Origin of the sequence: Capilliphycus salinus ALCB114379, assembly GCF_047276495.1 — a bacterium.
Taxonomy (GTDB): domain Bacteria; phylum Cyanobacteriota; class Cyanobacteriia; order Cyanobacteriales; family Microcoleaceae; genus Capilliphycus; species Capilliphycus salinus.
Window position 1 is genome coordinate 1,804,378 of record NZ_CP178543.1, and the last position, 20,541, is coordinate 1,824,918.

General features: G+C 46.6%; 19 protein-coding genes and 1 tRNA gene. 9 read left to right on the plus strand and 11 right to left on the minus strand.

The window, feature by feature from the left end:
• Positions 1-128: 128 nt before the first annotated feature.
• The gene (gene ftsH2 / locus ACL6C3_RS07510) at positions 129-2,015 is read right to left on the minus strand and encodes an ATP-dependent zinc metalloprotease FtsH2 (RefSeq protein ID WP_413166546.1); all 1,887 of its coding nucleotides are present in this window, start codon (positions 2,013-2,015) and stop codon (positions 129-131) included.
• 539 nt (positions 2,016-2,554) lie between these two features.
• Here ftsH2 and ACL6C3_RS07515 point away from each other — a divergent pair.
• Together ACL6C3_RS07515 and ACL6C3_RS07520 are read left to right on the plus strand one after the other, a co-directional pair.
• Entirely contained in the window at positions 2,555-3,667 is a 1,113-nt protein-coding gene (locus ACL6C3_RS07515; protein ID WP_413166547.1) for a ParM/StbA family protein, read from the plus strand.
• Positions 3,668-4,019: 352 nt separating this feature from the next.
• Positions 4,020-4,583 (plus strand): hypothetical protein, encoded by a 564-nt coding sequence (locus ACL6C3_RS07520; RefSeq protein ID WP_413166548.1) that lies wholly within the window; start codon positions 4,020-4,022, stop codon positions 4,581-4,583.
• A gap of 63 nt (positions 4,584-4,646) precedes the next feature.
• Here ACL6C3_RS07520 and ACL6C3_RS07525 read toward each other — a convergent pair whose 3' ends face one another.
• The 7 genes from ACL6C3_RS07525 to ACL6C3_RS07555 form a co-directional block, all read right to left on the minus strand.
• Complete coding sequence (locus ACL6C3_RS07525; protein ID WP_413166549.1) at positions 4,647-6,347, minus strand: ABC-F family ATP-binding cassette domain-containing protein; 1,701 nt, start codon at positions 6,345-6,347, stop codon at positions 4,647-4,649.
• 145 nt (positions 6,348-6,492) lie between these two features.
• Positions 6,493-6,897 (minus strand): response regulator, encoded by a 405-nt coding sequence (locus tag ACL6C3_RS07530; RefSeq protein ID WP_413166550.1) that lies wholly within the window; start codon positions 6,895-6,897, stop codon positions 6,493-6,495.
• 182 nt (positions 6,898-7,079) lie between these two features.
• Entirely contained in the window at positions 7,080-7,610 is a 531-nt protein-coding gene (gene ilvN, locus ACL6C3_RS07535) for an acetolactate synthase small subunit (protein ID WP_413166551.1), read from the minus strand.
• A gap of 232 nt (positions 7,611-7,842) precedes the next feature.
• A complete protein-coding gene (locus ACL6C3_RS07540) occupies positions 7,843-9,252 on the minus strand; it encodes a cation:proton antiporter (protein ID WP_413166552.1) in 1,410 nt (469 codons plus the stop codon).
• Between the two features lie 95 nt (positions 9,253-9,347).
• Positions 9,348-10,157: a carbon-nitrogen hydrolase family protein gene (locus tag ACL6C3_RS07545; RefSeq protein ID WP_413166553.1), complete on the minus strand. Its 810-nt coding sequence runs from the start codon at positions 10,155-10,157 to the stop codon at positions 9,348-9,350.
• A 217-nt stretch (positions 10,158-10,374) separates the two neighbouring features.
• Positions 10,375-10,500 (minus strand): photosystem I reaction center subunit IX, encoded by a 126-nt coding sequence (gene psaJ / locus ACL6C3_RS07550; protein ID WP_413166554.1) that lies wholly within the window; start codon positions 10,498-10,500, stop codon positions 10,375-10,377.
• A 60-nt stretch (positions 10,501-10,560) separates the two neighbouring features.
• Positions 10,561-11,049: a Photosystem I reaction center subunit III gene (locus tag ACL6C3_RS07555; protein ID WP_413166555.1), complete on the minus strand. Its 489-nt coding sequence runs from the start codon at positions 11,047-11,049 to the stop codon at positions 10,561-10,563.
• Positions 11,050-11,359: 310 nt separating this feature from the next.
• Here ACL6C3_RS07555 and tsaD point away from each other — a divergent pair, with 310 nt between their 5' ends.
• Positions 11,360-12,424: a tRNA (adenosine(37)-N6)-threonylcarbamoyltransferase complex transferase subunit TsaD gene (gene tsaD / locus ACL6C3_RS07560; RefSeq protein WP_413166556.1), complete on the plus strand. Its 1,065-nt coding sequence runs from the start codon at positions 11,360-11,362 to the stop codon at positions 12,422-12,424.
• A gap of 340 nt (positions 12,425-12,764) precedes the next feature.
• Here the strand turns inward: tsaD and ACL6C3_RS07565 are convergent, their stop codons facing one another.
• The 3 genes from ACL6C3_RS07565 to ACL6C3_RS07575 form a co-directional block, all read right to left on the minus strand.
• The gene (locus tag ACL6C3_RS07565) at positions 12,765-13,619 is read right to left on the minus strand and encodes a calcium-binding protein (RefSeq protein ID WP_413166557.1); all 855 of its coding nucleotides are present in this window, start codon (positions 13,617-13,619) and stop codon (positions 12,765-12,767) included.
• A gap of 211 nt (positions 13,620-13,830) precedes the next feature.
• A complete protein-coding gene (locus ACL6C3_RS07570) occupies positions 13,831-14,688 on the minus strand; it encodes an alpha/beta fold hydrolase (protein WP_413166558.1) in 858 nt (285 codons plus the stop codon).
• A 247-nt stretch (positions 14,689-14,935) separates the two neighbouring features.
• Positions 14,936-15,661, minus strand: coding sequence for a hypothetical protein (locus ACL6C3_RS07575; protein ID WP_413166559.1), 726 nt, complete (start codon positions 15,659-15,661; stop codon positions 14,936-14,938).
• A 73-nt stretch (positions 15,662-15,734) separates the two neighbouring features.
• On the opposite strand from ACL6C3_RS07575, the gene ACL6C3_RS07580 reads away from it, so the two are divergent.
• From ACL6C3_RS07580 to ACL6C3_RS07605, 6 genes are all read left to right on the plus strand, one after another.
• Positions 15,735-16,283, plus strand: coding sequence for a GNAT family N-acetyltransferase (locus ACL6C3_RS07580; protein WP_413166560.1), 549 nt, complete (start codon positions 15,735-15,737; stop codon positions 16,281-16,283).
• 142 nt (positions 16,284-16,425) lie between these two features.
• Positions 16,426-16,499: transfer RNA gene (locus ACL6C3_RS07585), tRNA-Pro, on the plus strand.
• A 632-nt stretch (positions 16,500-17,131) separates the two neighbouring features.
• Positions 17,132-17,923 (plus strand): Tic22 family protein, encoded by a 792-nt coding sequence (locus ACL6C3_RS07590; protein WP_413166561.1) that lies wholly within the window; start codon positions 17,132-17,134, stop codon positions 17,921-17,923.
• 26 nt (positions 17,924-17,949) lie between these two features.
• Positions 17,950-18,870, plus strand: a complete 921-nt coding sequence (gene prmC, locus ACL6C3_RS07595) for a peptide chain release factor N(5)-glutamine methyltransferase (protein WP_413166562.1) — start codon at positions 17,950-17,952, stop codon at positions 18,868-18,870.
• 109 nt (positions 18,871-18,979) lie between these two features.
• The gene (locus ACL6C3_RS07600) at positions 18,980-19,579 is read left to right on the plus strand and encodes an L-threonylcarbamoyladenylate synthase (protein ID WP_413166563.1); all 600 of its coding nucleotides are present in this window, start codon (positions 18,980-18,982) and stop codon (positions 19,577-19,579) included.
• 24 nt (positions 19,580-19,603) lie between these two features.
• A complete protein-coding gene (locus tag ACL6C3_RS07605) occupies positions 19,604-20,533 on the plus strand; it encodes a sensor histidine kinase (RefSeq protein ID WP_413166564.1) in 930 nt (309 codons plus the stop codon).
• The last annotated feature ends 8 nt before the right edge of the window (positions 20,534-20,541 follow it).

Genomic DNA, 20,541 nt, shown 5'->3' on the forward strand with positions numbered 1-20,541 from the left:
AGGCAAAAACCCGGTTTCGCAGGAGAAACCGGGCTTTTAGTGGGGTGGGGGCGGGTTTATTTTAGTTATCGGTGGGAAACATACATCCGGACCGAACCCGCCCCTACAACTAGAAATATCAAGGAGAGTTACATCACGGGAGTGAAGCGCTCTTTTTCGGGAACTTCTGTGTACTCAGCAACAATTTGCCGGAATTCATCCCCATCGATGGTTTCTTTCTCAATCAACAAATCAACCAAACGGTCAATTACCACACGATTTTCGCGAATAATTTGACAAGCGTGTTGGTAGCAGTGATCGGCGATCTCTTTAATTTGAGTATCGATGCGAGAAGCTATCCGGTTAGAATAGTCGGTGCGGGTAGCAAAGTCGCGGCCCAAGAACACCTCGCCTTGCTGAGACTCCAACGACAACGGCCCCAAGTCCGACATTCCGTAACGAGTCACCATCTGACGCGCCATCCCGGAAACCTGTTGTAAGTCGCCGCCGGCACCGGTTGTAATTTCCGCATCGCCAAAGATCACTTCTTCTGCGGCACGACCGCCCAAAGCGCCCGTAATGCGGGCCAGAATTTGCGCCCGAGAAATCAAACCTTGTTCTTCATCGGGCATAAACCAGGTTAAACCGCGAGCTTGACCCCGAGGAATTAAGGTGACTTTTTGGACGGGATCGTGATCTTTGATCAAAGTTCCAACGATCGCGTGTCCGACTTCGTGATAGGCAATTAAACGCTTGCTCTTACCATCAATTAACGGAGTTCCCTCCATTCCCGCCACAACGCGATCGACCGCATCATCAATTTCCGACATGGTGATCGCTTCTTTGCGGCGACGGGCGGTCAAAATAGCCGCTTCGTTGAGGAGGTTCGCCAGGTCCGCCCCGGTAAAGCCGGGAGTCCGACGGGCGATCGCTTCTAAGGAAATTTCTTCAGCCAGTTTTTTATTGCGGGCGTGAACTTCTAAAATTTCCAAACGGCCTTTAATATCGGGAGCATCAACCGTTACTTGTCGGTCAAAGCGTCCCGGACGCAATAAAGCCGAGTCTAAGACATCGGGACGGTTGGTAGCGGCGATAATGATAATACCAGTGTTGCCTTCAAACCCGTCCATTTCGGTGAGAAGCTGGTTGAGGGTTTGTTCCCGTTCGTCGTTTCCGCCACCAATACCGGCACCCCGCTGACGGCCTACGGCGTCAATTTCATCGATAAAGATGATACAGGGAGCGGTTTCCTTGGCTTTTTTAAATAGGTCGCGGACGCGAGAGGCGCCCACACCCACGAACATTTCTACAAATTCCGAACCGGAAATGCTGAAGAAGGGAACTCCGGCTTCTCCGGCGATCGCTTTGGCCAAAAGAGTTTTCCCGGTTCCGGGAGGGCCAACCAAGAGTACACCTTTGGGAATGCGGGCGCCGACTGCGGTGAAGCGTTCGGGTTTTTTCAGGAAAGTAACAACTTCTTGGAGTTCTTCCTTGGCTTCTTCGACGCCGGCGACATCATCAAACAGGACGCCGGTTTTCGCTTCCATTTGGAACCGGGCTTTGGACTTGCCAAAATTCATGGCTTGACCGGGGCCACCGGGAACGTTGTTGGAGCGGCGGAACAGGAAGAATAAACCCGCAATCAGTAAAATGGGGAAAATCAGATTACCCAGTAAGCCCCAAATGGCGCCATCGTTGCGAGGAGGATGGGTATCGAAGCTAATTTCGGCATCTCGCAGGCGGGAGATGAGTTCAGGAGTGTTGTTGGGTAAGTCCACCCGCAGCCGTTGTACGCGATTATCGAGTTGGGGATCAACCGCTTCTACAATTGCTGTTCGACCCCCATCGTAGAGGTCAACGCTGGTGACACGGCCCGCATTTAAGTAGTCTAAAAAGCGACCGTAACTCATGCGAGTGCTGGCGGTGTTGTTACCCATATCGGTAGCAGAGTTGCTAAATGCTCCCTGCCAGAGGAAAAAGCCGATCACTAACGCTGGTAATGTCCAAAGTAGTATCGTTCTCCAGGTTGTTTTCATAAATTAAGTTGCCTCTGATCTTGTAAACCTATTTTGTCAAACAGCAGTGCGGGTGAACTGCTGATCGGATTATTAATAATCTTAATTAAATTTAACGTAATCATCCCTGATCGAGCAACAGTAGCGATTCATCCTTGTGGTAAAGTGACAGGCGTTGGCCTACCCGACAGGGGAATCAGGATGGTTTTGACTCGGGAAAACAAATGTGCGCGATCGCTGCGGGTATAGTCCCCTAGTACGCCAGAACGTGAACATCACAAGGCTGAAAGACCTGTTGAGGTCAGGCAAAAGACATCCTGTAAACATTTATTCCTCCAGGTAGAGTTTTGATTTGGGCCTCCCGAGTCGGATGTTGACTAATCACAGGTTTTGACATTCCTCAACGAATTATGCTAGGCAATTAGCGCGATCGCCAAAATTTTCTGCGATCCGATCCGGTTTAACTCGCTTATTGTCGGTCTATGTGAAAATGTTATGGGTGTAAATGGTATAGAGATCGGGCATTATAATTTTGAGTCTGAGTGAGGTAATTGATTCTAATGCAAAGCAATAAACAGCCAGTCGGACAGCCAGCAATTGGCCCTAACACAATTGTCAACAGACAAACCACAACAATATCCAATAGTCGCAAAACGATCCTGAGTGTGGACTTGGGACGAACATCAACCAAAGCCTGTGTCAGCCGCAACCCCAACGAAGTGATCTTTATTGCCTCTAATGTTGCCCAGCTTACGGTTGAAAAAGCCCGAGGGGGCGGGTTTGAGTCGGAGAGTACCGATCCGTTAGTCGATCTGTGGTTGGAGTATCGCGGCGATGGTTATGCCCTCGGTCAATTGGCAGCCGATTTTGGGGCGAACCTGTTTGGCGGAGATTCCAGCAAGAGTCCTTCTAAAGTTGATGATGCTTTGGTTAAGGTTTTTGCTTGTGCCGGATATTTTAAGATTAAAGGGGATGTTGATGTCATCTTGGGTTTACCGTTCTACTCCCAAGAACAGTTTGAACAAGAAAAAGACAAAATTATTAGTCTGTTGATGGGGCCTCATGTTTTACAATTCAGAGGTGAGCCAATTTCCATCGATATTAAGAGCGTGCGAGTCATGCCGGAAGGTTATGGCAGTTTGATTTGGTGTGAAGCCCAAAAAACCAAAGATACCCCCAATTTTGCTGATTGTAATGTAGCAATTGTTGATGTCGGACATCAGACAACCGACTTTTTGGCTGTTGATAGTTTTCGCTTTGCTCGCGGGGTTTCCCAGAGTGAAGTGTTTGCGATGAGCAAGTTTTATGAAGAAGTCGCCGCCAAAATTGAGGGCGCCGATAGTCAGTCTCTCTATTTGTTAGAAGCCGTTCATCGTCCCGCAGGTGAACGGTTTTATCGCCCTCGCGGTTCGGCTAAACCGGTCAATTTGGATGAAATTATCCCCGAGTTACGGAAAAAATTTGCCCAAGAACTTTCCTCTCGTTTGGTCGCGTGGCTCCCGGAACGGGTGACGGATGTGGTCCTGACCGGCGGTGGCGGTGAGTTTTTCTGGGAAGAGCTTCAACCCCTGCTTAAACAAGCTCAACTTAAAGCTCATTTGGCTCAACCCGCCCGCAAAGCCAATGCTTTAGGACAATTTGTCTACGGGGAAGCTCAACTGGTGAAGCGATAATTTTCTCGACTCAACCCGCCCCCTCTCAATTTCTCAGTCGAACGGCCATCGGTGGTTTCTTTGCCTCTATCTATCTATCTATTGTGAATTTTGAGAACAAACCGGGCGGGCTGAATGCCCGAGTTGAGCAAGAATTCTGGTACACTGAAACCAGTTGACTTTGAGCGCTTTCGGGATCTACAAATTTTTACGTCAAGAAACCCCCGTAATTGCTGATTCTCGTGGCTGTAGATTTCACGTCTGAAATAAAAAGGTAAAAACCATTATTTGAGCTTCAATCAGCGGCTTGAGTCCCTTCTAAAAACTGGCATTCTACTCGATATTTTGCAGGCAGATACTTTTATTTTTAATTATGTTTCGGGCTAATAAAAAACTAACCCAGTCAGTCACGTTTACTACAGAAGATGCTGCCGATCAAGCTTTATGGGAAGCTATAGAAAAAGAGCTATCTCTGACCAAGTATCAAACGTTTAGTAACCTTTGTAAGCAAGCACTCTGGCAATTTTTATTTGGCTCAGAGTCTCCCGCTACGACTTCAACACCCACAACCCCAACCGTTGCTTCTTCTTCTTTTATACCTTCGACTCCCGAGTATTCTCAACAGTTAGAAGAACAGGTCCGTCAACTACAAAACCAGCTTTCTGTTTTAGAACAAAAAGTCCTAACGAACGAAGAAAACCATTTTGAACGTCTCCAAGGTCAACTCATCCAAATGACTCAACAACTGGCTCAGTTACAAGTGGCTATCACTTTACAAGCCAGTTCACCTTCTCCTCAACCGACCTCTCAAACTCCTCCCCCCTCCCCACCTGCTGAACCTATCGTCGAACTGGCTGAACCTGAACCCCAAGCGACCCCAGAGCAAAAGTCCGATCCCGTATTGCAGCGTTTGAGTTCGCTGATTGATGATTTTTAAACAACACAAGATCGGACTGTTTTTTGATGGGTTTAGAGTAGAAAAACGCTCGAAAAATTTAGCTTATCGACGTTTAGCAGCCGCTTTCTTTTTCGCCGCTTTAGCCGCTTTTTTAGCCGCTTTTTCGGCCGCAATTTTCGCCAAACGTTCCTGTTCTTTCTCCTCTTCGATTTTGTTCAAATAGTAGTGATAATCTCCCAAATAGGTGCGAAACTCACCGTCTCGTATTTCTACGATTTTGTTCGCCGCTTTTGAGATAAAATAGCGATCGTGAGAAACGATAATCACCGTTCCATCGTAGTTTTGTAGAGCCTCCTCTAGCATCTCCTTCGCCGGGATATCTAAGTGATTGGTCGGTTCGTCCAAAATTAGCAAATTAACGGGCTGTAAGAGCATTTTAGCCAGGGCTAATCGCGCTTTTTCACCTCCGCTCAAAGCAGCCACTTTCTTCGCCACCGTTTCTCCGCTAAATAAAAAACGACCCAACAACGTCCGCACTTCTTCGTTTTTCCAGTCAGGAACCTCATCGTGAATGGTATCGAGAACCGTTTTATTTAAGTCCAAAGCTTCCGCTTGATTTTGCTCAAAATAACCCGGAATAACGTTATGTTTGCCCAAACTAACTTGTCCTTCGCTGGGCTGTTCCAATCCCATTATTATACGCAATAGCGTTGATTTTCCGCAACCATTCGGCCCCAAAAACGCAATGCGATCGCCCCGTTCTATCGATAAATCTGCCCCCAAAAACAGAATTTTATCATCGTACATATGAACCAAATCTTTAATCTCAACCACATCTCGACCGCTGCGGGGAGCCGGCGGAAATTGGAATTTTAACGTTCTTAACGCCGCAGTTGGGGCTTCAACCCGTTCGATTTTTTCCAGTTGTTTTTCACGGCTTTTCGCTTGGGTGCTGCGGGTGGCACTGGCTCGAAATCGATCCACAAACGCCTGTTGTTTTTCCAGTTCTTTTTGTTGGCGCTCGTAGGTGGTTAATTGAGCGGCTTGGGCTTCGGCTTTTTGTTCGAGATAAGCACTATAATTGCCCAAATAAACCGTAGAAACGCCCCGTTCAGTTTCCACAATTTGCGTACAAAGACGATCTAAAAATTCTCGGTCGTGGGAAACAATCACCATCGGCGTTGTTAACCCTTTGAGATAGGTTTCCAACCACTCAATCGTTTGTAAATCTAGGTGGTTTGTCGGTTCGTCTAGGAGCAGTAAATCGGGATTTTGCAGCAGAATTTTTCCCAAACTCATCCGCATTTGCCAACCGCCACTAAACGCACTCACCAGGCGATCGCCATCTTCCGGTTCAAACCCCATCTCCGGTAAAATTTTCTCAATTTGTGCTTCCAAAGCATAGCCATGAATGGCTTCAAATTTCCGTTGAAAGCGATCGAGTTTAGTAATCAAAGAATCAAGTTCTTCGGGGGTAGCGGTTTGCATTTCCCGTTGGACCTGAGCCAGCGACTCTTGAATCTGATTAGCTTCTGTAAAAACCGTCCAAAATTCTTCCCGGACCGTGCGAGCGGGATCGACTTCAAATTCTTGAGTCAGATAGGCAATATTGAGACTGGCCGGACGAATCACCTGACCGGATGTCGGTTCCATTTCACCGGCAATAATTTTGAGTTGGGTGGTCTTTCCGGCTCCGTTAACCCCCACCAACCCGATCCGCTCTCCAGGTTTGACTTCCCAGTTTACATCTTTGAGAATAACGCCAGTGGGGTAAATTTTGCTAATATGTTCGAGTCGCAGCATCAGGTATTTTCCAAGACAGCAAGGTAATGGTGCAGAGGATTCGGCCCAAAATTATGGGCATCATACATTAATTGAATCAATGTTAACAAAAATTAACCCGATGTTACAGTTAATCGCGAACAGTAACCCGTAAACTGAAAACTGGTCACTGCTCCGATGTTCGGTCCAAAGTCGCTTGGTAAACTTCAGCCGCCTGCTGTACAATTTCTCTCAAATTTTGGGGGTCCCAAGGCTTACTAACACATTTAAAAATTCTAATGATTTCCGGGTCATGTTCTAGAGCATCTTCGCTATAACCGGTTAGCAGAATCCGAATCGTATTGGGATAGCGATCGCTAATTTTGCTCAAAAATTCAATCCCCGTCATTTCGGGCATACTCTGATCGGAAATAATAATCGCCATTTCTCCTTCGGCGTCTAGAATTTCCAGAGCGGTGGCTGGACTATTTGCCAAAAAAACCGGAAAATGACGGCGAAAGGTTCTGTAGATCAGATCGAGGTTCGCCTGCTCATCATCAACCACCATGAGCTTAAGTTTAGATTTGGGCATCTCTAGATTGGGAAGCGCACTCTTGAGCGTTTATTGTGGGCTGATCTCCAGTACAGGTATCGCTCGAGTTTTTCACAAAGAAAAGCACAAAAGCGCAACCTGTACTTATTATCGATTCGTCTTCTAAGCTATCATATATTTCTCGTCCCATCTGCATCGGCTAGAGTCAACCGAACAAGAACTTATAGACGGCTCGTTTCCATCGGCTGACTTTTGAGAAACTCGGTATTAACGCCAGACTCGCGAGTAAGAGCCACCTTTCCAGTGCGAGCAATTTCACGAATACCAAACCGACTCAACACCTGAACAATAGCAACCATTTTCCCCGGATCTCCCACCACTTCAACCGTGAGAGTGCTTTCACCAATATCAACAACACGCGCCCGGAAAATGTGAGCCAGTTCAATAATTTCCGAACGCATCGCGCTACCATTACAGTTAATCTTGAGCAGCATCAACTCCCGTTCAACACAAGGAACCTCAGTAATATCCTGAACTTTGAGGACATTAATTAATTTGTAGAGTTGTTTGGTAATCTGCTCAATAATTCGGTCATCACCGGGAACAATCATCGTAATGCGAGAAATACCGTTTTGTTCGGCAGGACCGACCGCCAAACTTTCAATATTAAAACCCCGACGCGCAAATAAACCCGCAATACGAGTTAGAACACCCGCTTCGTCTTCTACTAAAACAGAAAGAGTATGTTTCATCTCAAAACTTGAGCTTGATCAAAGTCACAAATTGGCATTTCTTGATTCTATCGAAAACCTGTCACGAGTTATTAGGCAAGAGGGGAAAGGGGTAAGGGGTAAGGGTAAGGGGGAAGGGGTAAGGGGGAAGGGGAAGGGGGAAGGGGAAAGAGGCAATTCTAAACTTCTGACTTCTGACCTCACGACTTCTGACTTCTCCCCACCTCCCCACCTCCCTCTTCCCTGGGAGTTGTCAAGTAGAAGTTTCGACTTCGGGAACTTCTTCAGTTTTCATCACCACACGCAACAGAGGGGGAGCGACAAAGGTCGTGAGAATCACCATTAAAATAATCGCCACATCCAAAGCCGGTGAGAGCGCTCCGCTATCAGAACCCACCGCAGCAAAAACCAGTCCAACTTCACCCCGAGGAATCATTCCCACGCCAATTGCCAAGCGGTTAATTTGAGGTAAACCAAAAACACTCCAACCGGAAACCACCTTACCGACCATCGCCACCAAAATCAAAAACGAGGCAATAATTAAACCTTCTCGGTTTTCCGGTATGGCGGGATTAAGAACACTCAAATCCGTTTTGGTTCCCACCGTCACAAAGAAAACCGGAACGATGACATCCGCAATCGGTTTAATTAATTCCTCCAAATCCTGGTTGTCAATCTCCGTCTCATCGAGAACCAAACCCGCCGCAAACGCCCCTAAAATCGCTTCTAGGTTAATCGCCGCCGCAATATAAGCCAGGATCAACGCCAGCATTAAAGCCGGAATCACCACGCGACCCCGAGTTTTAAACTGTTTGGCGAGGGCGACAAAGGTGCTGTTTAAAAAGCGTCCCAGGAGAATAGAACCCACCAAGAAAACGCTAGCACTGATAATCAGGTAAACCACATTGAGAACATCAACTTCCCCGGTTTTGGCTAAACTGGCAACAACCGCGAGAACGATAATTCCCAAAATATCATCCATCACCGCCGCACCCAGAATAATCTGGCCCTCGGTAGACGAGAGTTGACCGATTTCTGTGAGTACCCGTGAAGTAATGCCGATACTCGTCGCCGTTAACGCCGCACCCGCGAAAATCGCCGCAACGGTCGGTGTGTGGAAAATTAGGATTAAACCTGCGGTTCCGGCAACAAAGGGGACTGTCACCCCGACAACCGCCACCAGTAGAGACTGAATGCCGACTTCCAGCAGTTGTCTGATGTTGGATTCTAATCCAATTTCAAACAACAAGATAATCACCCCCAATTCGGCGAGAACCGAGAGGACTTCACTCTGAATTTCATAGGTGGCTTGAGCGGCTCCGGGGTCTAATCCGGCTGTTGTCTGTAACAGAGTCATAATTAGGGAGCTAGTGGAGTCCCCATTTTCGGGAAAGACAACCAAATGCAGGGCGGACACGCCAATCACCACGCCGCCGACCAATTCCCCCAAAACGGGCGGAAAGCCCAACCAGTTAAAGAACTCACCGCCAACTTTACTCGCCAGAAAAATAGCAACTAAACTCAGCAGTACCCCGCACAAAATCCACACGGATTCGGGTTCGACAGATGCTTCTTCTGTTGCCGTTGCCAGCAACGGGACAATCTTAGAGAAGTCAATAGAAAATACTGGGTAAGAATTTACTCCAGCAACGAGATCAATCATTCATTCGGCAGAACTCATCGATGTTTAGTCTAACTGAACGAGGATCATTCCCGTTGAGACAATTGCAACAGTTGCGATCCGATCTAAAATCTTATTTAAAAGACTCGATGCTTTAGACTGGGCATTTGTACCCGCACTTGTTCGAGGCGAGTCGGTTGAATTTCGGCGATCGCGAATCCCGGTTTATCTCCGGCATCATCTAAAATCACGCCCCAGGGGTCGATAATCATCGCGTGGCCGTGAGTGTAGCGCCGGCCGTAGTGATTTCCCGTTTGGGCGGGTGCGACGACATAACAGGTGTTTTCGATGGCTCTGGCTTTGAGCAATACTTCCCAGTGGTCTTTTCCGGTGTAGGCGGTAAAAGCGGCCGGAACAAATAAAACTTGGGCGCCTTGGCGGGATAAATGGCGGTAGAGTTCGGGAAACCTTACATCATAGCACACCGATAAGCCCAAATTTCCCAAATCTTCCGAGTGATAAACTGACGGTAGCTGTTGACCCGCCATCACGGTAAAAGATTCTTGATAGGTATTTCCGTCGGGCAGATTCACATCAAACAAATGAACTTTCTGATACCGAGCCAATTCATTTCCGCTCGGATCGATCAGCAAGGCGGTATTATAAACTTTGCCGCTTTCGGTCGGGACGGGAAATCCTCCGGCCAGTAACGTCACCTGAAAGCGTTGGGCTGTGGTTTTGAGAAATTTTTCCGTCTGTTCGGCAATTTCGGGCGCTTGAGCCAATTTTTCGGGTTCCTCGCCCATAAATGAAAAATTTTCCGGTAAACAGACTAGCTCCGCCCCACGACGCACAGCCAAATCGATTAACTCCTCTGCCTCGGCCAGATTTTTTTCCAGCTTGGGCAAACTTGTCATTTGAATTGCAGCAACAAGATAAGGTCTCATAGAGCCAAAGACGACAGTGGGGACAGTTAGCTAGAACTGATAATAACACTCAAACAACACGGAGCGAATAGCGATCGGGGGGACAAACGGTGAGGCTTGAGAAATTCGGGTGTATCCCCGGGACGGGATCAACAAGATTTATCTTCTCCATTGAGAATTGATTCTCATATCTTTTGCCTTCACAGTCCCCCCAATTGTTCCTAAACCCGATTATTGTTTATAACGGGTGAAACAGAAGGTCCGGGAAGAAACGATTGAATTCAATCAAAATTCCGGCAGTAATCACAAACCACACGGCTGCTAATACGGGTGCAGTAGAAAGATAGGTCAGAAAATTTTTCATCGGATTATCTCCTTTTTCAAGCGATGCAAACACAACAAAAGTTGAGCGGATCAAGCCCAACTAGCGGGGTGAAACCGTAATTTCAGTATCTTTGGCAAACATTTCGCCCGAGGTGGCTTCTTTGAGTGCCGCTAAAGGCCAAATAAAACCACTCAACATGAGGCTAACCGCTTTGGGAACGTCGATAATAATCTCTTTTTCGCTCGCATCTTTTGTGGTTTTAGCGTATTGTAAATAAGCCCGACCAACCCAACCAATCCATCCGGCAATATACAGGAATAAAATACTGGGAATTAAAAATTCACCCGCATGGGCCAGGCTACCATCTACGATCAAGTGAGGCAGACCATCTTCTCCACATAGCGCTTGAGAATAGCGCTCAAACCGTGCTTTAGCCAGATCCGGGCTGGGACTGTTTGCGACGGAAATTTTCGCCCGTTGCTGAAATGCTGCTGATTCCGAGCAAGGGGTTAAGTTGTACGCCGATGCACTGGGAACAACACTGATCCACAGACCAAAAGCCAAGACTATAGCCAACAATCGTCGCATAGAAATGTTTCCTTTTGTTACAGAACAATAAGTTTTATGTACAATTGTTTCAGAAGGCTCGTTAAGAAACCATCTGAATTCTTCCGAGCAAGGACAAGACATCCTCGTGATCCACTCCCGTTGACCCAAGTTGTAGGTTGTGCGGGGGTTTCTTTTTTCAGAGGTTGGAATTAAGGACATCCCTAAAGTTAGGGTGTACCCTAAATGATAAAGCTACTCAAGCGCAAGGTCCGTTACTCTGGTTCTTAGAGTTAGGGGAACGATGCCACCCGAGGAAGCTTCGATCGTTTCCTAAAGAATTTATCAGTCAATGGCGACAGTTTTAGCAATTGAAACAAGTTGTGACGAAACCGGCGTGGCAATTGTAAAAAATCGTAAAGTTTGCAGCAATGTTGTCGCGTCTCAAATTGCCGTTCATCAACCCTATGGCGGTGTTGTCCCGGAAATTGCTTCCCGCCAACACCTCGAAGCGATTAATATTCTCATTGACCAAGCTTTAGACCAAGCACACCTTACCTGGACAGATATTGATGGCATCGCCGCCACCTGCGCCCCGGGGTTGGTGGGTGCGTTGTTAATAGGGATTACCGCGGCCAAAACCCTGGCAATTGTACACCAAAAACCGTTTTTGGGCGTTCATCACCTCGAAGGTCACATTTATGCCACCTATTTAACCCAAACGGACTTACAACCGCCTTTTTTGTGTCTGTTAGTCTCGGGAGGTCATACCAGTCTGATTCGCGTGTTAGACTGCGGAAAATACGAAACTCTCGGCCAAACCCGAGACGACGCCGCAGGGGAAGCTTTTGATAAAGTCGCCAGATTGCTAAATTTAGGTTATCCGGGCGGCCCGATTATTGATAAACTGGCAAAAGACGGAAATTCCCAGGCGTTTCCACTTCCAGAAGGTAAAATCTCTCTGGCAGAAGGCGGTTATCATCCCTACGACTCCAGTTTTAGCGGTCTAAAAACTGCTGTGTTGCGTCTGGTGCAAAAACTCGAACCGAGTCCAGAATTGCCCGTTAACGATATTGCCGCCAGTTTTCAGCAAACCGTTGTTAATAGTTTAACCAAACGGGCGATCGCCTGCGCGTTAGACTACGGACTCAAAACCATAGCTGTTGGTGGAGGCGTTGCGGCTAATAGCGGTTTACGCCAACATCTCCAAGAAGCCGCCAGTCCGCACAACATCCAAGTCTTGTTTCCCCCCCTAAAATTTTGTACCGATAACGCCGCCATGATTGCCTGTGCAGCCTGCGATCATCTCAATCGGGGTCATTCCTCATCTTTAACGTTAGGAGCGGCTTCACGGCTCAAAATCGAGGAGGTCATGCAGCTTTACAGTCACCAGTCACCAGTCACCAGTCACCAGTGAATAGAGGGAACAGGGAACAGGGAACAGGGAACAGGGAATAGGGAATGGGGAATAGGGAATGGGGAATAGGGAAAATTCATAATTCATAATTCAACACTCCTGGTCTTCCCGACTCCGGGGCGGGTTTATATCGGTTGTCTGTGGGAAATTATAAATCATATGATATCCGGTTGATTAATGTGTGTTATTGGGCGGGGCGGGTTTATATCAATCTCGGAGTAGTCGTCAACATCAATGCAGAACCCGCCCCTACGTTTAGGATTATTAATTAGTCGGACATGATATCAATTCGGAGGCGCGCCCCTACACCGACTCCCGACTTTTGCCTTTTGCCTAAAATTTACACGGAAATGAAATGATTCCAAAGGGTATTGGCGGGAATATTGCTGACAAAACCCAACGCTGTATTTGAGTTATTGTTAACAATGAGAGTGCCGGGACTGCCAAATAAATTAAAGGGAATTAAGTTAAGATTCATCGCAGTTAATCCATCAGTTAAACCGATGTTGTCTTCTCCGACTTGAAAATCGGTAATAATATCAGCCTGAGTAAAATCAGACGTAGCCGAAGAATTAGAGAGAATAAAAATATCAGAATTTAAACCCCCAGTGAGAATATCTTGACCTCTATCTCCGCTTAAAATATCGTTTCCCGCACCTCCATTCAACAAATCATTCCCTTGACCGCCAAATAAAGTATCATTTTCACTATCTCCGTTGAGGGTATCATTTCCCAAAGCCCCGCTTAAATAATCATTTCCTCCGCCACCATTTAAACTATCGTTTTCGGGAGTTCCCAATAAAACATCGTGACTTTGATAGGCGTTTAAAATATTGTCGGAGTTGTTTAGATTAATAGAATTGAAGTTATTATTGTTGTTTCCTCCATATTGAAACAGGGGAAACGTACTAAAAGTTACCTCACCCGTTGAAATGATTTCTCCCGTAACCGGATTAATTTCAAAAGGTTCAAAATCTGAAATTCCAATCGCTTCAGGATTACCCGTTGCAGGTATAATCGGACGAAGTGTTAAACCGTTTTCTTCCGGCTCAAAAAATACTTCTTCTCCAGCAAAAGGAACGTTGGCTACAATGGGAGGAACAACAATACTGTTGAGGACAGTTTCCCGAGAAGGCGGATTAATTCCCCCAAAGTTGATGACGCCAAATCCTCCATCATTGAGAAAAAATACCATAGTGTTAACATCAGTTGAGGTCTTAACTGTTAACTGTACTCAACTCCTCAGCAATTGTGTTGTATGCTAGTTATCAGCAAACAGATCATCTGGTGATAGACTTCCGACTCTGGTGCGGGTTTATAGAACTTGTTTGTGAGATAGATAGATTTTTACCGAACCCGCCCCAGAGAGCGACACCTGACACCCGACACCTGAGAGCTATTCGGTATTAACTATTCTGCCGAATAAGAGTTAAAATATGAGAGGCGATCGCTAACGTCTGTTCCAGCATTGCCAGATGTCCGCAGTTGGGAATCTCGATTACGTTACCGTCTCCCTGTTTAAACATCCAGTGAAAACTCGCTAGATATCGTACATATTGGGGCATCATAACTTGATCTTCGATACCGGCGATAAAATAAACGGGTTGTTTGAGGCGAGCAACAATTTGGGGGAGGCGATGAACTTCCGTCTCTGTTGTAGAATCCAATAAGGCACCCAAAGCCGCTTCTGGATTAGCAACAACAAAATCAATTACTCGTTGCCGTCCCCATTTTCGGGCTATTGGACGAGCCACTTGAGTTCGAGAGAACAGAACATCCAGTAAGGGAACAGTCGTTAACCAGCGAGGACGAAACTTAACGATTTGTTTTCCAGCCGAGCGAAATTTCTCAAATTCTTCCTTGAGGTAAATTCCGCCTCCTGCGTTAACACAGATAACCCCTTTTACTTGTTGGGGAAGTTGGTCAGCGGCTAATAATGCTATCGTACCCCCGAGAGAATGCCCTACAAGCCACGCTTGCTCAATATTGAGATGTTTTAATAGCAAAGCCAAATCGGAGGCGTAGGAAGCCGGAGAATAGCCTAAACCTGCGTTAACAGACTCACCAGAGAGTTGAGAATCGCCAAATCCCCGTAAGTCATAAGACAGACATTGGTAGTGAGATTGTAACTGTTCGATGAGGGGTAGCCAATAGCGACGGCTCAACAACCAGCCGTGAATAAAAACAATTACAGAACCTCGTTGGGGGGTCAAAGGGGTCAACTCGTAAGTATGTTTGACACCCTGAATCTCGATAGTTTTCATACCTTAATCCTACCCCAAACCAGTCATATCAGTCACCAGTCACCCTTCGGGAACGTCCGTTGCTTCGCGACTATTCCGCCAAGTCAGCACTGCCTCACCAGTCACACGTTCGCTGTCGCTCACTCAGTCACCAGTTAAGAGGCAATAGGCAATAGGCAAAATAATGATGACTGTAAGCTGTAAAAACTGGTCACTGACCACTGCTTTCACTGGTGACTGGTGACTGGTGACTGGTGACTGATGACTGTTAAAATCGTTCTCCCATAAGTCGTTGACGCATACCTTCGGCGATTTTTTGGCCGAGGTAGTCGGGAATTAAACTTTCGTTGGGGCCAAGCAGGTAGAGAATTAGACGAGTTCGACCCCGCCAGACCAACAGGTTAGCGTTGACGACTAACAAATCTTCTTGCCAAATCGCATACATGACCTTGTAAAATAAACCAGGTTGGTTATCGGCTTCAATTAACAAAGCCGGAAGGTGAAACACCGGATCAACGTAAAATTCGGTGGCGACATCTTCGAGACCTGCATCCAAATTAAATTCTACAGCGAGCATCTCCTCAACTTCAAAATGTCCGGCCAGAGCTTCTCGAATTGCTCGACAGACATTATCGGCGGTCTTATCGGTGAGTGCTTTCCCGCCTCGGGAAACGACTAACTTGATAAAGACCAACATGGGGGGGTAAATTTGTCCATATAGACTGAGATTATGGATTGTTAAACCGTAGGCTGCCAATACACCGAAAATATCGCTCAGAAGAAAAGACTGATTGCGGTAGGCAAAGTGTAAGGCACTCCTACTTCCCTCGGGTTTAATCTCAATCACCGCTTGTTTAGTTTTGTAAATTTGATAGGCGAGCTTGAGATTTTGCAGTTGAATCTCACTACTGACAAATTGCTCATAAAACTGGGGAAACGCTCGATTGAAGCGTTTAAGCAGTTCTAGTGTTGATGATTTTAAGCCCAAAGCCATAATTGAGGAGAAGGTACGGGAGATATACTATCTAGTACGGTCATTCAACGTCTACTACCTTAACCACACCTGCATGGGTTTCTGGAAAAACTTGTTTAGCGGTTCTGATTCCACTTCGAGTTCCTCGACAGCAGACTACGAGGTTCACAATAGCGGGGAGGGCAATGATGCACCCCAGGCAGTTCGCACATCGACTAATAGTAATGGTCGCATTTTTTTTAGTACAGATCGTGATATAGATCTCTATGAGCTAGAAGAACTTTGCAGTGCGGTGGGTTGGTCTCGTCGCCCCTTACGAAAGGTCAAAAAGGCTATCCAACATAGCTATTTGGTGGTTTCGATGTGGCAACTCCAAGGCAAGCAACGCCGGCTGATTGGATTTGCTAGAGCGACTTCTGACCATGCTTTTAATGCGACCCTCTGGGATGTGGTGGTTCACCCCGATTTCCAGAATAAGGGTTTGGGTAAAGCTCTGATGAAGTTTATTATTAAAAAGCTCCGTAGCGACGATATCAGCAATATTACTCTGTTTGCTGACCCCCATGTTGTGGATTTTTATCGAAATTTGGGCTTTATCCCCGACCCCGAAGGGATTAAGGGAATGTTCTGGTATCCCGACTGAGGGACAGGGTTTACAGTCACCAGTGACTGGTGACTGGTGACTGATAACTGGTGACTGTAATTTGCCTGTTACCCTGAAAAATTTTGCCATTTTTAACTGACTTGGTGTAAACTAGAGAGGCGTGCATTAAAAGTGCATTGTCCGGGATGTAGCGCAGCTTGGTAGCGCGCCTGCTTTGGGAGCAGGATGTCGCAGGTTCAAATCCTGTCATCCCGATTTTTAAAATTAATCTGGAAAGAGGCTTAAACTCCGACCGATATTAAAACGGTTGGATTAGACTCGACCCGCCGACCCCCTCTGAACCCCCCGAGTTGCTCGTCTACTCAACCGCTTAGAGGGGATTATGGTAGGATGAGTAAAAACTATGGTTAAATAGTCCATAACAAAAAATTCAACGTCGTTTTTGGGAGAAAAACCGGGGGTAGAGTCGTCTATGAAGCAGTCTGTCGTTTTGATTACAAACGCCATGCTTTTCCAATAGGCTTTAACCTTCTACTATCAATTGGGTGCAAATGCCATCGCCCAAAATAGAGAAGGTTTTCACTTGGATCTTTTGGGAACTAAAGTGTTGGCATATCTAGGGAAAAACCGGGGAGATCGGCGCGCCCATATTCGCTCAAATTCAAAGACTCTAATTGCCGTCATAAAATCGGCAAAAATACAGCCGGGGTAGCAATTGATAGAAAATAAATTCTTCCAATTGTGAGTAATTAAAACAGTGTTTAGGAGGCCGAGAAAATACCGAAAACATAAAGAGTCGGTAACATAAAACGCCGAGTTTCACACTGAAATCTAACAATAAGTCTAACTCTTGATTTAATGTTCTTTCAAAATACAAACAGGGAAAAATGATGAAATTACTGGCTCGTTTAAGTTTGGTGTTGGGAATCCTCGGTAGTCACTTACTCATTAACCCTGGCTTACCCCCCCGCTTACCTGGTTTTTTACCCATCGGAATTCAACCCGCACTCGCACTAACCCCGGACGAAATTGTACAAAAATTGGGTGCAGTCCCTGTATTTACCATTACCGACTCAGACGGATCTCCCTTAGTTGGAACCGCAGAAACTCAAGGAGGGACTGCTTCGGTTGTTGAAGTTTATATTAGCCGTCAGGATGCCCAGAATTTTATTAACGAGTTGAAAACCCAAAATCCTCAATTGGCGTCTTCGGTTCAAGTGACACCGGTTCCTTTAGGAAAAATCTATGAAATTGGCTTTTCAAATCAAAACAACCCCGAACGGTTGATGTTTTCATTTGTCCCGACTCAACAACAGTTAAACTCTGCAAAAGCTGTTTTAGAAGCCAATGGTCAAGATATTAATCAGTTTCGAGGAGTCCCCTTATTTTTGGCAAGAGCCGGAGCCGACGATCGCGTGATCACGGTACAGCAGGGCGATAAACAGGCGATTCCGTTCTTTTTTACCAAAGAAGACCTACAGGGAATGCTCGACCAGTTCAAAGCTCAACAACCGGATTTAATTTCTTCGGTGAAAATTGAGGTCGTCCCCTTAGAAGTTTTGCTGGATGCGTTTCGTACCGATAATGACCAATTTTTAGAGTTGGTGATTTTGATTCCGCCTCGGGAAACCGTAGAATACATTCAACAACAACGCCAGTCTTCCGGTTCGGGTCGATAGTGTTTGCAGCCTCAGATCAGTCAGATATGACAGACAATTCTGCTATCTCCGGTCAACAACTCTGGGAATGGTCACAACAGGCGAAAGCCGAAGCAACTCGGGCTGATATTTCCCCCGCCGAGGTCGATTGGTTGCTCGAAGAATGGGCGGGTTTAGATCGCCTCTCTCTCCGCTTAGGCTCGTTTAAAGACCAACCCCAGGTTAATTTACGCCTTCGGTGGCCGGAATTTTTGCAGTTGTGGGAACGACGTCTCAAACAACGGGTTCCCCTGCAATATCTGACTGGGGTGGCTTGTTGGCGTCATTTTGGGCTGAAAGTTTCTCCGGGGGTTCTCATTCCCAGACCGGAGACGGAACTGATTGTTGATTTGGTTGTCGCCTCGATTCGACGACAATCTCAATCGGAAACTGGATCGCGCCCTCTCCAACAAGGACACTGGGTAGACCTGGGAACCGGGAGCGGTGCGATTGCCCTGGGACTGGCGGAAGTGTTAACAGAGGCTTCCATTCACGCCGTTGATTGTAGTCGAGAAGCAATGGCGATCGCCCAAGAAAATGCTCAAAATTTGGGTTTTGGCGATCGCATTCAATTTTATCACGGGTCTTGGTGGGAACCGTTAGAACATTTGCGAGGTCGGGTGAGCGGAATGGTGTCCAACCCGCCTTATATTCCCACCGGAATGCTTTCGACCTTACAACCGGAGGTGGCACTACACGAACCTCATTTAGCCCTAGACGGGGGAGAGTCGGGTTTGGGCTGCATTCAACATTTAGTCAAAACTGCGCCTGTTTACTTGCATTCTGGAGGGGTTTGGCTGGTGGAAATGATGGCCGGACAGGGGGAACAAGTGGTTGAGATGCTCAACAATGAAGGCTGTTACACTGAGATTGAGCGAATTGCTGACTTGGCCGGAATTGAACGATTTGTCCTGGCTAAACGGGAGTGAATGAAGTCAGAAGTTCAGAAGTTCAGCAGTTCAGGAGTTCAGGAGGAAAGAATTGCCTTTTCCCTTCCCCCTTGCCCCTTGCTCCTTGCCCCTTCCCCCTTGCCTTTTTATGACACAAGTTACTTTGGATACTCTGGTTGAAGCGGCAATTTCGGGAGATCGGGTGGTGAGTTTTCCCACCGATACCGTCCCGGCGTTGGCGGTTAGACCCCAACAAGCCGAATTAATTTTTCAACTCAAACAGCGAACGCCCGATAAACCTTTAATTCTCATGGGCGCTAATGCCGAGTCCCTTTGGCCGTTTGTGGAGGGGACGGTTGAGGAGTTGGAAGTCTGGAGTCAAATGGCCCGTCAGTATTGGCCGGGAGCGCTAACCCTGGTTTTACCGGCGAGTGAAAAAGTTCCCCGAGCGATGAACCCGAGCGATCCGACTACAATTGGTTTACGGGTCCCCAATGCGGATATTGCCCGTTCTATTCTCCAACGAACTGGACCGTTAGCCACGACGAGCGCTAATTTATCGGGTATGCCGCCTTTGTTGACTGTGGCTGAAATTAACGCTCAGTTTCCCCTGGTGTTGACTTTAGATCCGGGCGAATTGCAAGTTATGCCCGTTGCGGATTCTGTTCCCTCAACGGTGATAAAGTGGAATGGGAATGGAACTTGGAAAGTCTTACGGCAGGGGGCAGTCAAGTTAAAATTTCAATAAAACTTACAAAAAGATACTAAGCTCATGGGTTGGAGTGAATTTCTGTATTTGGGAGTTGGGCTAGGCTTGGGTTGGGGAGTCAAGGAAATTTTGCCCAAGAAGGCGGGAAAACCGTCCAAATTCAACGCCCAACCCGAGGAAGCAACTATACCTTCAGAACAGTTATATCGAATTTCGCATGAGTTGAAGCATACTCAATTGGCTTATCGGATGGCTTTGGAGATGAGTCAGTTTAAGGGGGGGTTTCTGGCTCGGACTTCTCACGAGTTGCGATCGCCGATTAATAGTATTATTGGCACGCTTCAGTTAATTTTGTCGGATTTGTGCGAGAGTCCCGAGGAAGAAAAAGAGTTTATCCAACAGGCTTATACTTCGGCTTTGAAGTTGGTTGAACGTCTCGATGAGATTATCAAAGTCGCCAAAACCGATCATGGCACCGAAAAGATGAATATTCAACCTCTGTCTTTGGCTGAGGTTTTTGAGGAGGTTGAGAAGTTAACTCATTTACAAGCGGCTAACCACAGTATTCGTCTGAAGTTTCAAAAGCCTGATTCTCAAGTTCGAGTTTTGGCGGATAAACCCCGACTTCGACAAGTTTTGATCGGTTTGGTTGATACGGCGATCGCCAACATGGAAGAAGGGAGTGTGATCGTTTCTTGCGATGTGGTTCTTGAGTCTAAATTGGTTTATATTTGGGTTGACGATCAACGTCCGGTCAGCGGTTGGAGCGAGTCTTGGGATTTACTTCAGTCTACTTTTGAAAAGTCGCCTTTGGAAACGGCTTTGACTGAGGTTTCTCTGACTGAAGCTCATCAATTATCGCCGGGAATGCGGTTGTTAATGAATCAAACTCTGATCGCATTGATGAATGGATCGTTAGAGGTGGTTGCTATTCCCACTGAGGGCGAAGATTATAATTTTACTCGCACTCAATGCTCACTTCCTTTAGTTTGATTTTTTCA

Excerpts from the sequence above, each read along its gene's own strand:
- ACL6C3_RS07540 (WP_413166552.1), bottom strand. The coding sequence starts at position 9,252 with ATGATTGATCTCGTTGCTGGAGTAAATTCTTACCCAGTATTTTCTATT.
- ACL6C3_RS07580 (WP_413166560.1), top strand. The coding sequence starts at position 15,735 with ATGGGTTTCTGGAAAAACTTGTTTAGCGGTTCTGATTCCACTTCGAGT.
- ACL6C3_RS07555 (WP_413166555.1), bottom strand. The coding sequence starts at position 11,049 with ATGCGACGATTGTTGGCTATAGTCTTGGCTTTTGGTCTGTGGATCAGT.
- ACL6C3_RS07605 (WP_413166564.1), top strand. The coding sequence starts at position 19,604 with ATGGGTTGGAGTGAATTTCTGTATTTGGGAGTTGGGCTAGGCTTGGGT.
- ACL6C3_RS07515 (WP_413166547.1), top strand. The coding sequence starts at position 2,555 with ATGCAAAGCAATAAACAGCCAGTCGGACAGCCAGCAATTGGCCCTAAC.
- ACL6C3_RS07520 (WP_413166548.1), top strand. The coding sequence starts at position 4,020 with ATGTTTCGGGCTAATAAAAAACTAACCCAGTCAGTCACGTTTACTACA.
- ACL6C3_RS07525 (WP_413166549.1), bottom strand. The coding sequence starts at position 6,347 with ATGCTGCGACTCGAACATATTAGCAAAATTTACCCCACTGGCGTTATT.
- ACL6C3_RS07530 (WP_413166550.1), bottom strand. The coding sequence starts at position 6,897 with ATGCCCAAATCTAAACTTAAGCTCATGGTGGTTGATGATGAGCAGGCG.
- ilvN (WP_413166551.1), bottom strand. The coding sequence starts at position 7,610 with ATGAAACATACTCTTTCTGTTTTAGTAGAAGACGAAGCGGGTGTTCTA.
- prmC (WP_413166562.1), top strand. The coding sequence starts at position 17,950 with ATGACAGACAATTCTGCTATCTCCGGTCAACAACTCTGGGAATGGTCA.
- ACL6C3_RS07600 (WP_413166563.1), top strand. The coding sequence starts at position 18,980 with ATGACACAAGTTACTTTGGATACTCTGGTTGAAGCGGCAATTTCGGGA.
- ACL6C3_RS07570 (WP_413166558.1), bottom strand. The coding sequence starts at position 14,688 with ATGAAAACTATCGAGATTCAGGGTGTCAAACATACTTACGAGTTGACC.
- ACL6C3_RS07545 (WP_413166553.1), bottom strand. The coding sequence starts at position 10,157 with ATGAGACCTTATCTTGTTGCTGCAATTCAAATGACAAGTTTGCCCAAG.
- ACL6C3_RS07590 (WP_413166561.1), top strand. The coding sequence starts at position 17,132 with ATGATGAAATTACTGGCTCGTTTAAGTTTGGTGTTGGGAATCCTCGGT.
- tsaD (WP_413166556.1), top strand. The coding sequence starts at position 11,360 with ATGGCGACAGTTTTAGCAATTGAAACAAGTTGTGACGAAACCGGCGTG.
- ACL6C3_RS07575 (WP_413166559.1), bottom strand. The coding sequence starts at position 15,661 with ATGGCTTTGGGCTTAAAATCATCAACACTAGAACTGCTTAAACGCTTC.
- ftsH2 (WP_413166546.1), bottom strand. The coding sequence starts at position 2,015 with ATGAAAACAACCTGGAGAACGATACTACTTTGGACATTACCAGCGTTA.
- psaJ (WP_413166554.1), bottom strand. The coding sequence starts at position 10,500 with ATGAAAAATTTTCTGACCTATCTTTCTACTGCACCCGTATTAGCAGCC.
- ACL6C3_RS07565 (WP_413166557.1), bottom strand. The coding sequence starts at position 13,619 with ATGGTATTTTTTCTCAATGATGGAGGATTTGGCGTCATCAACTTTGGG.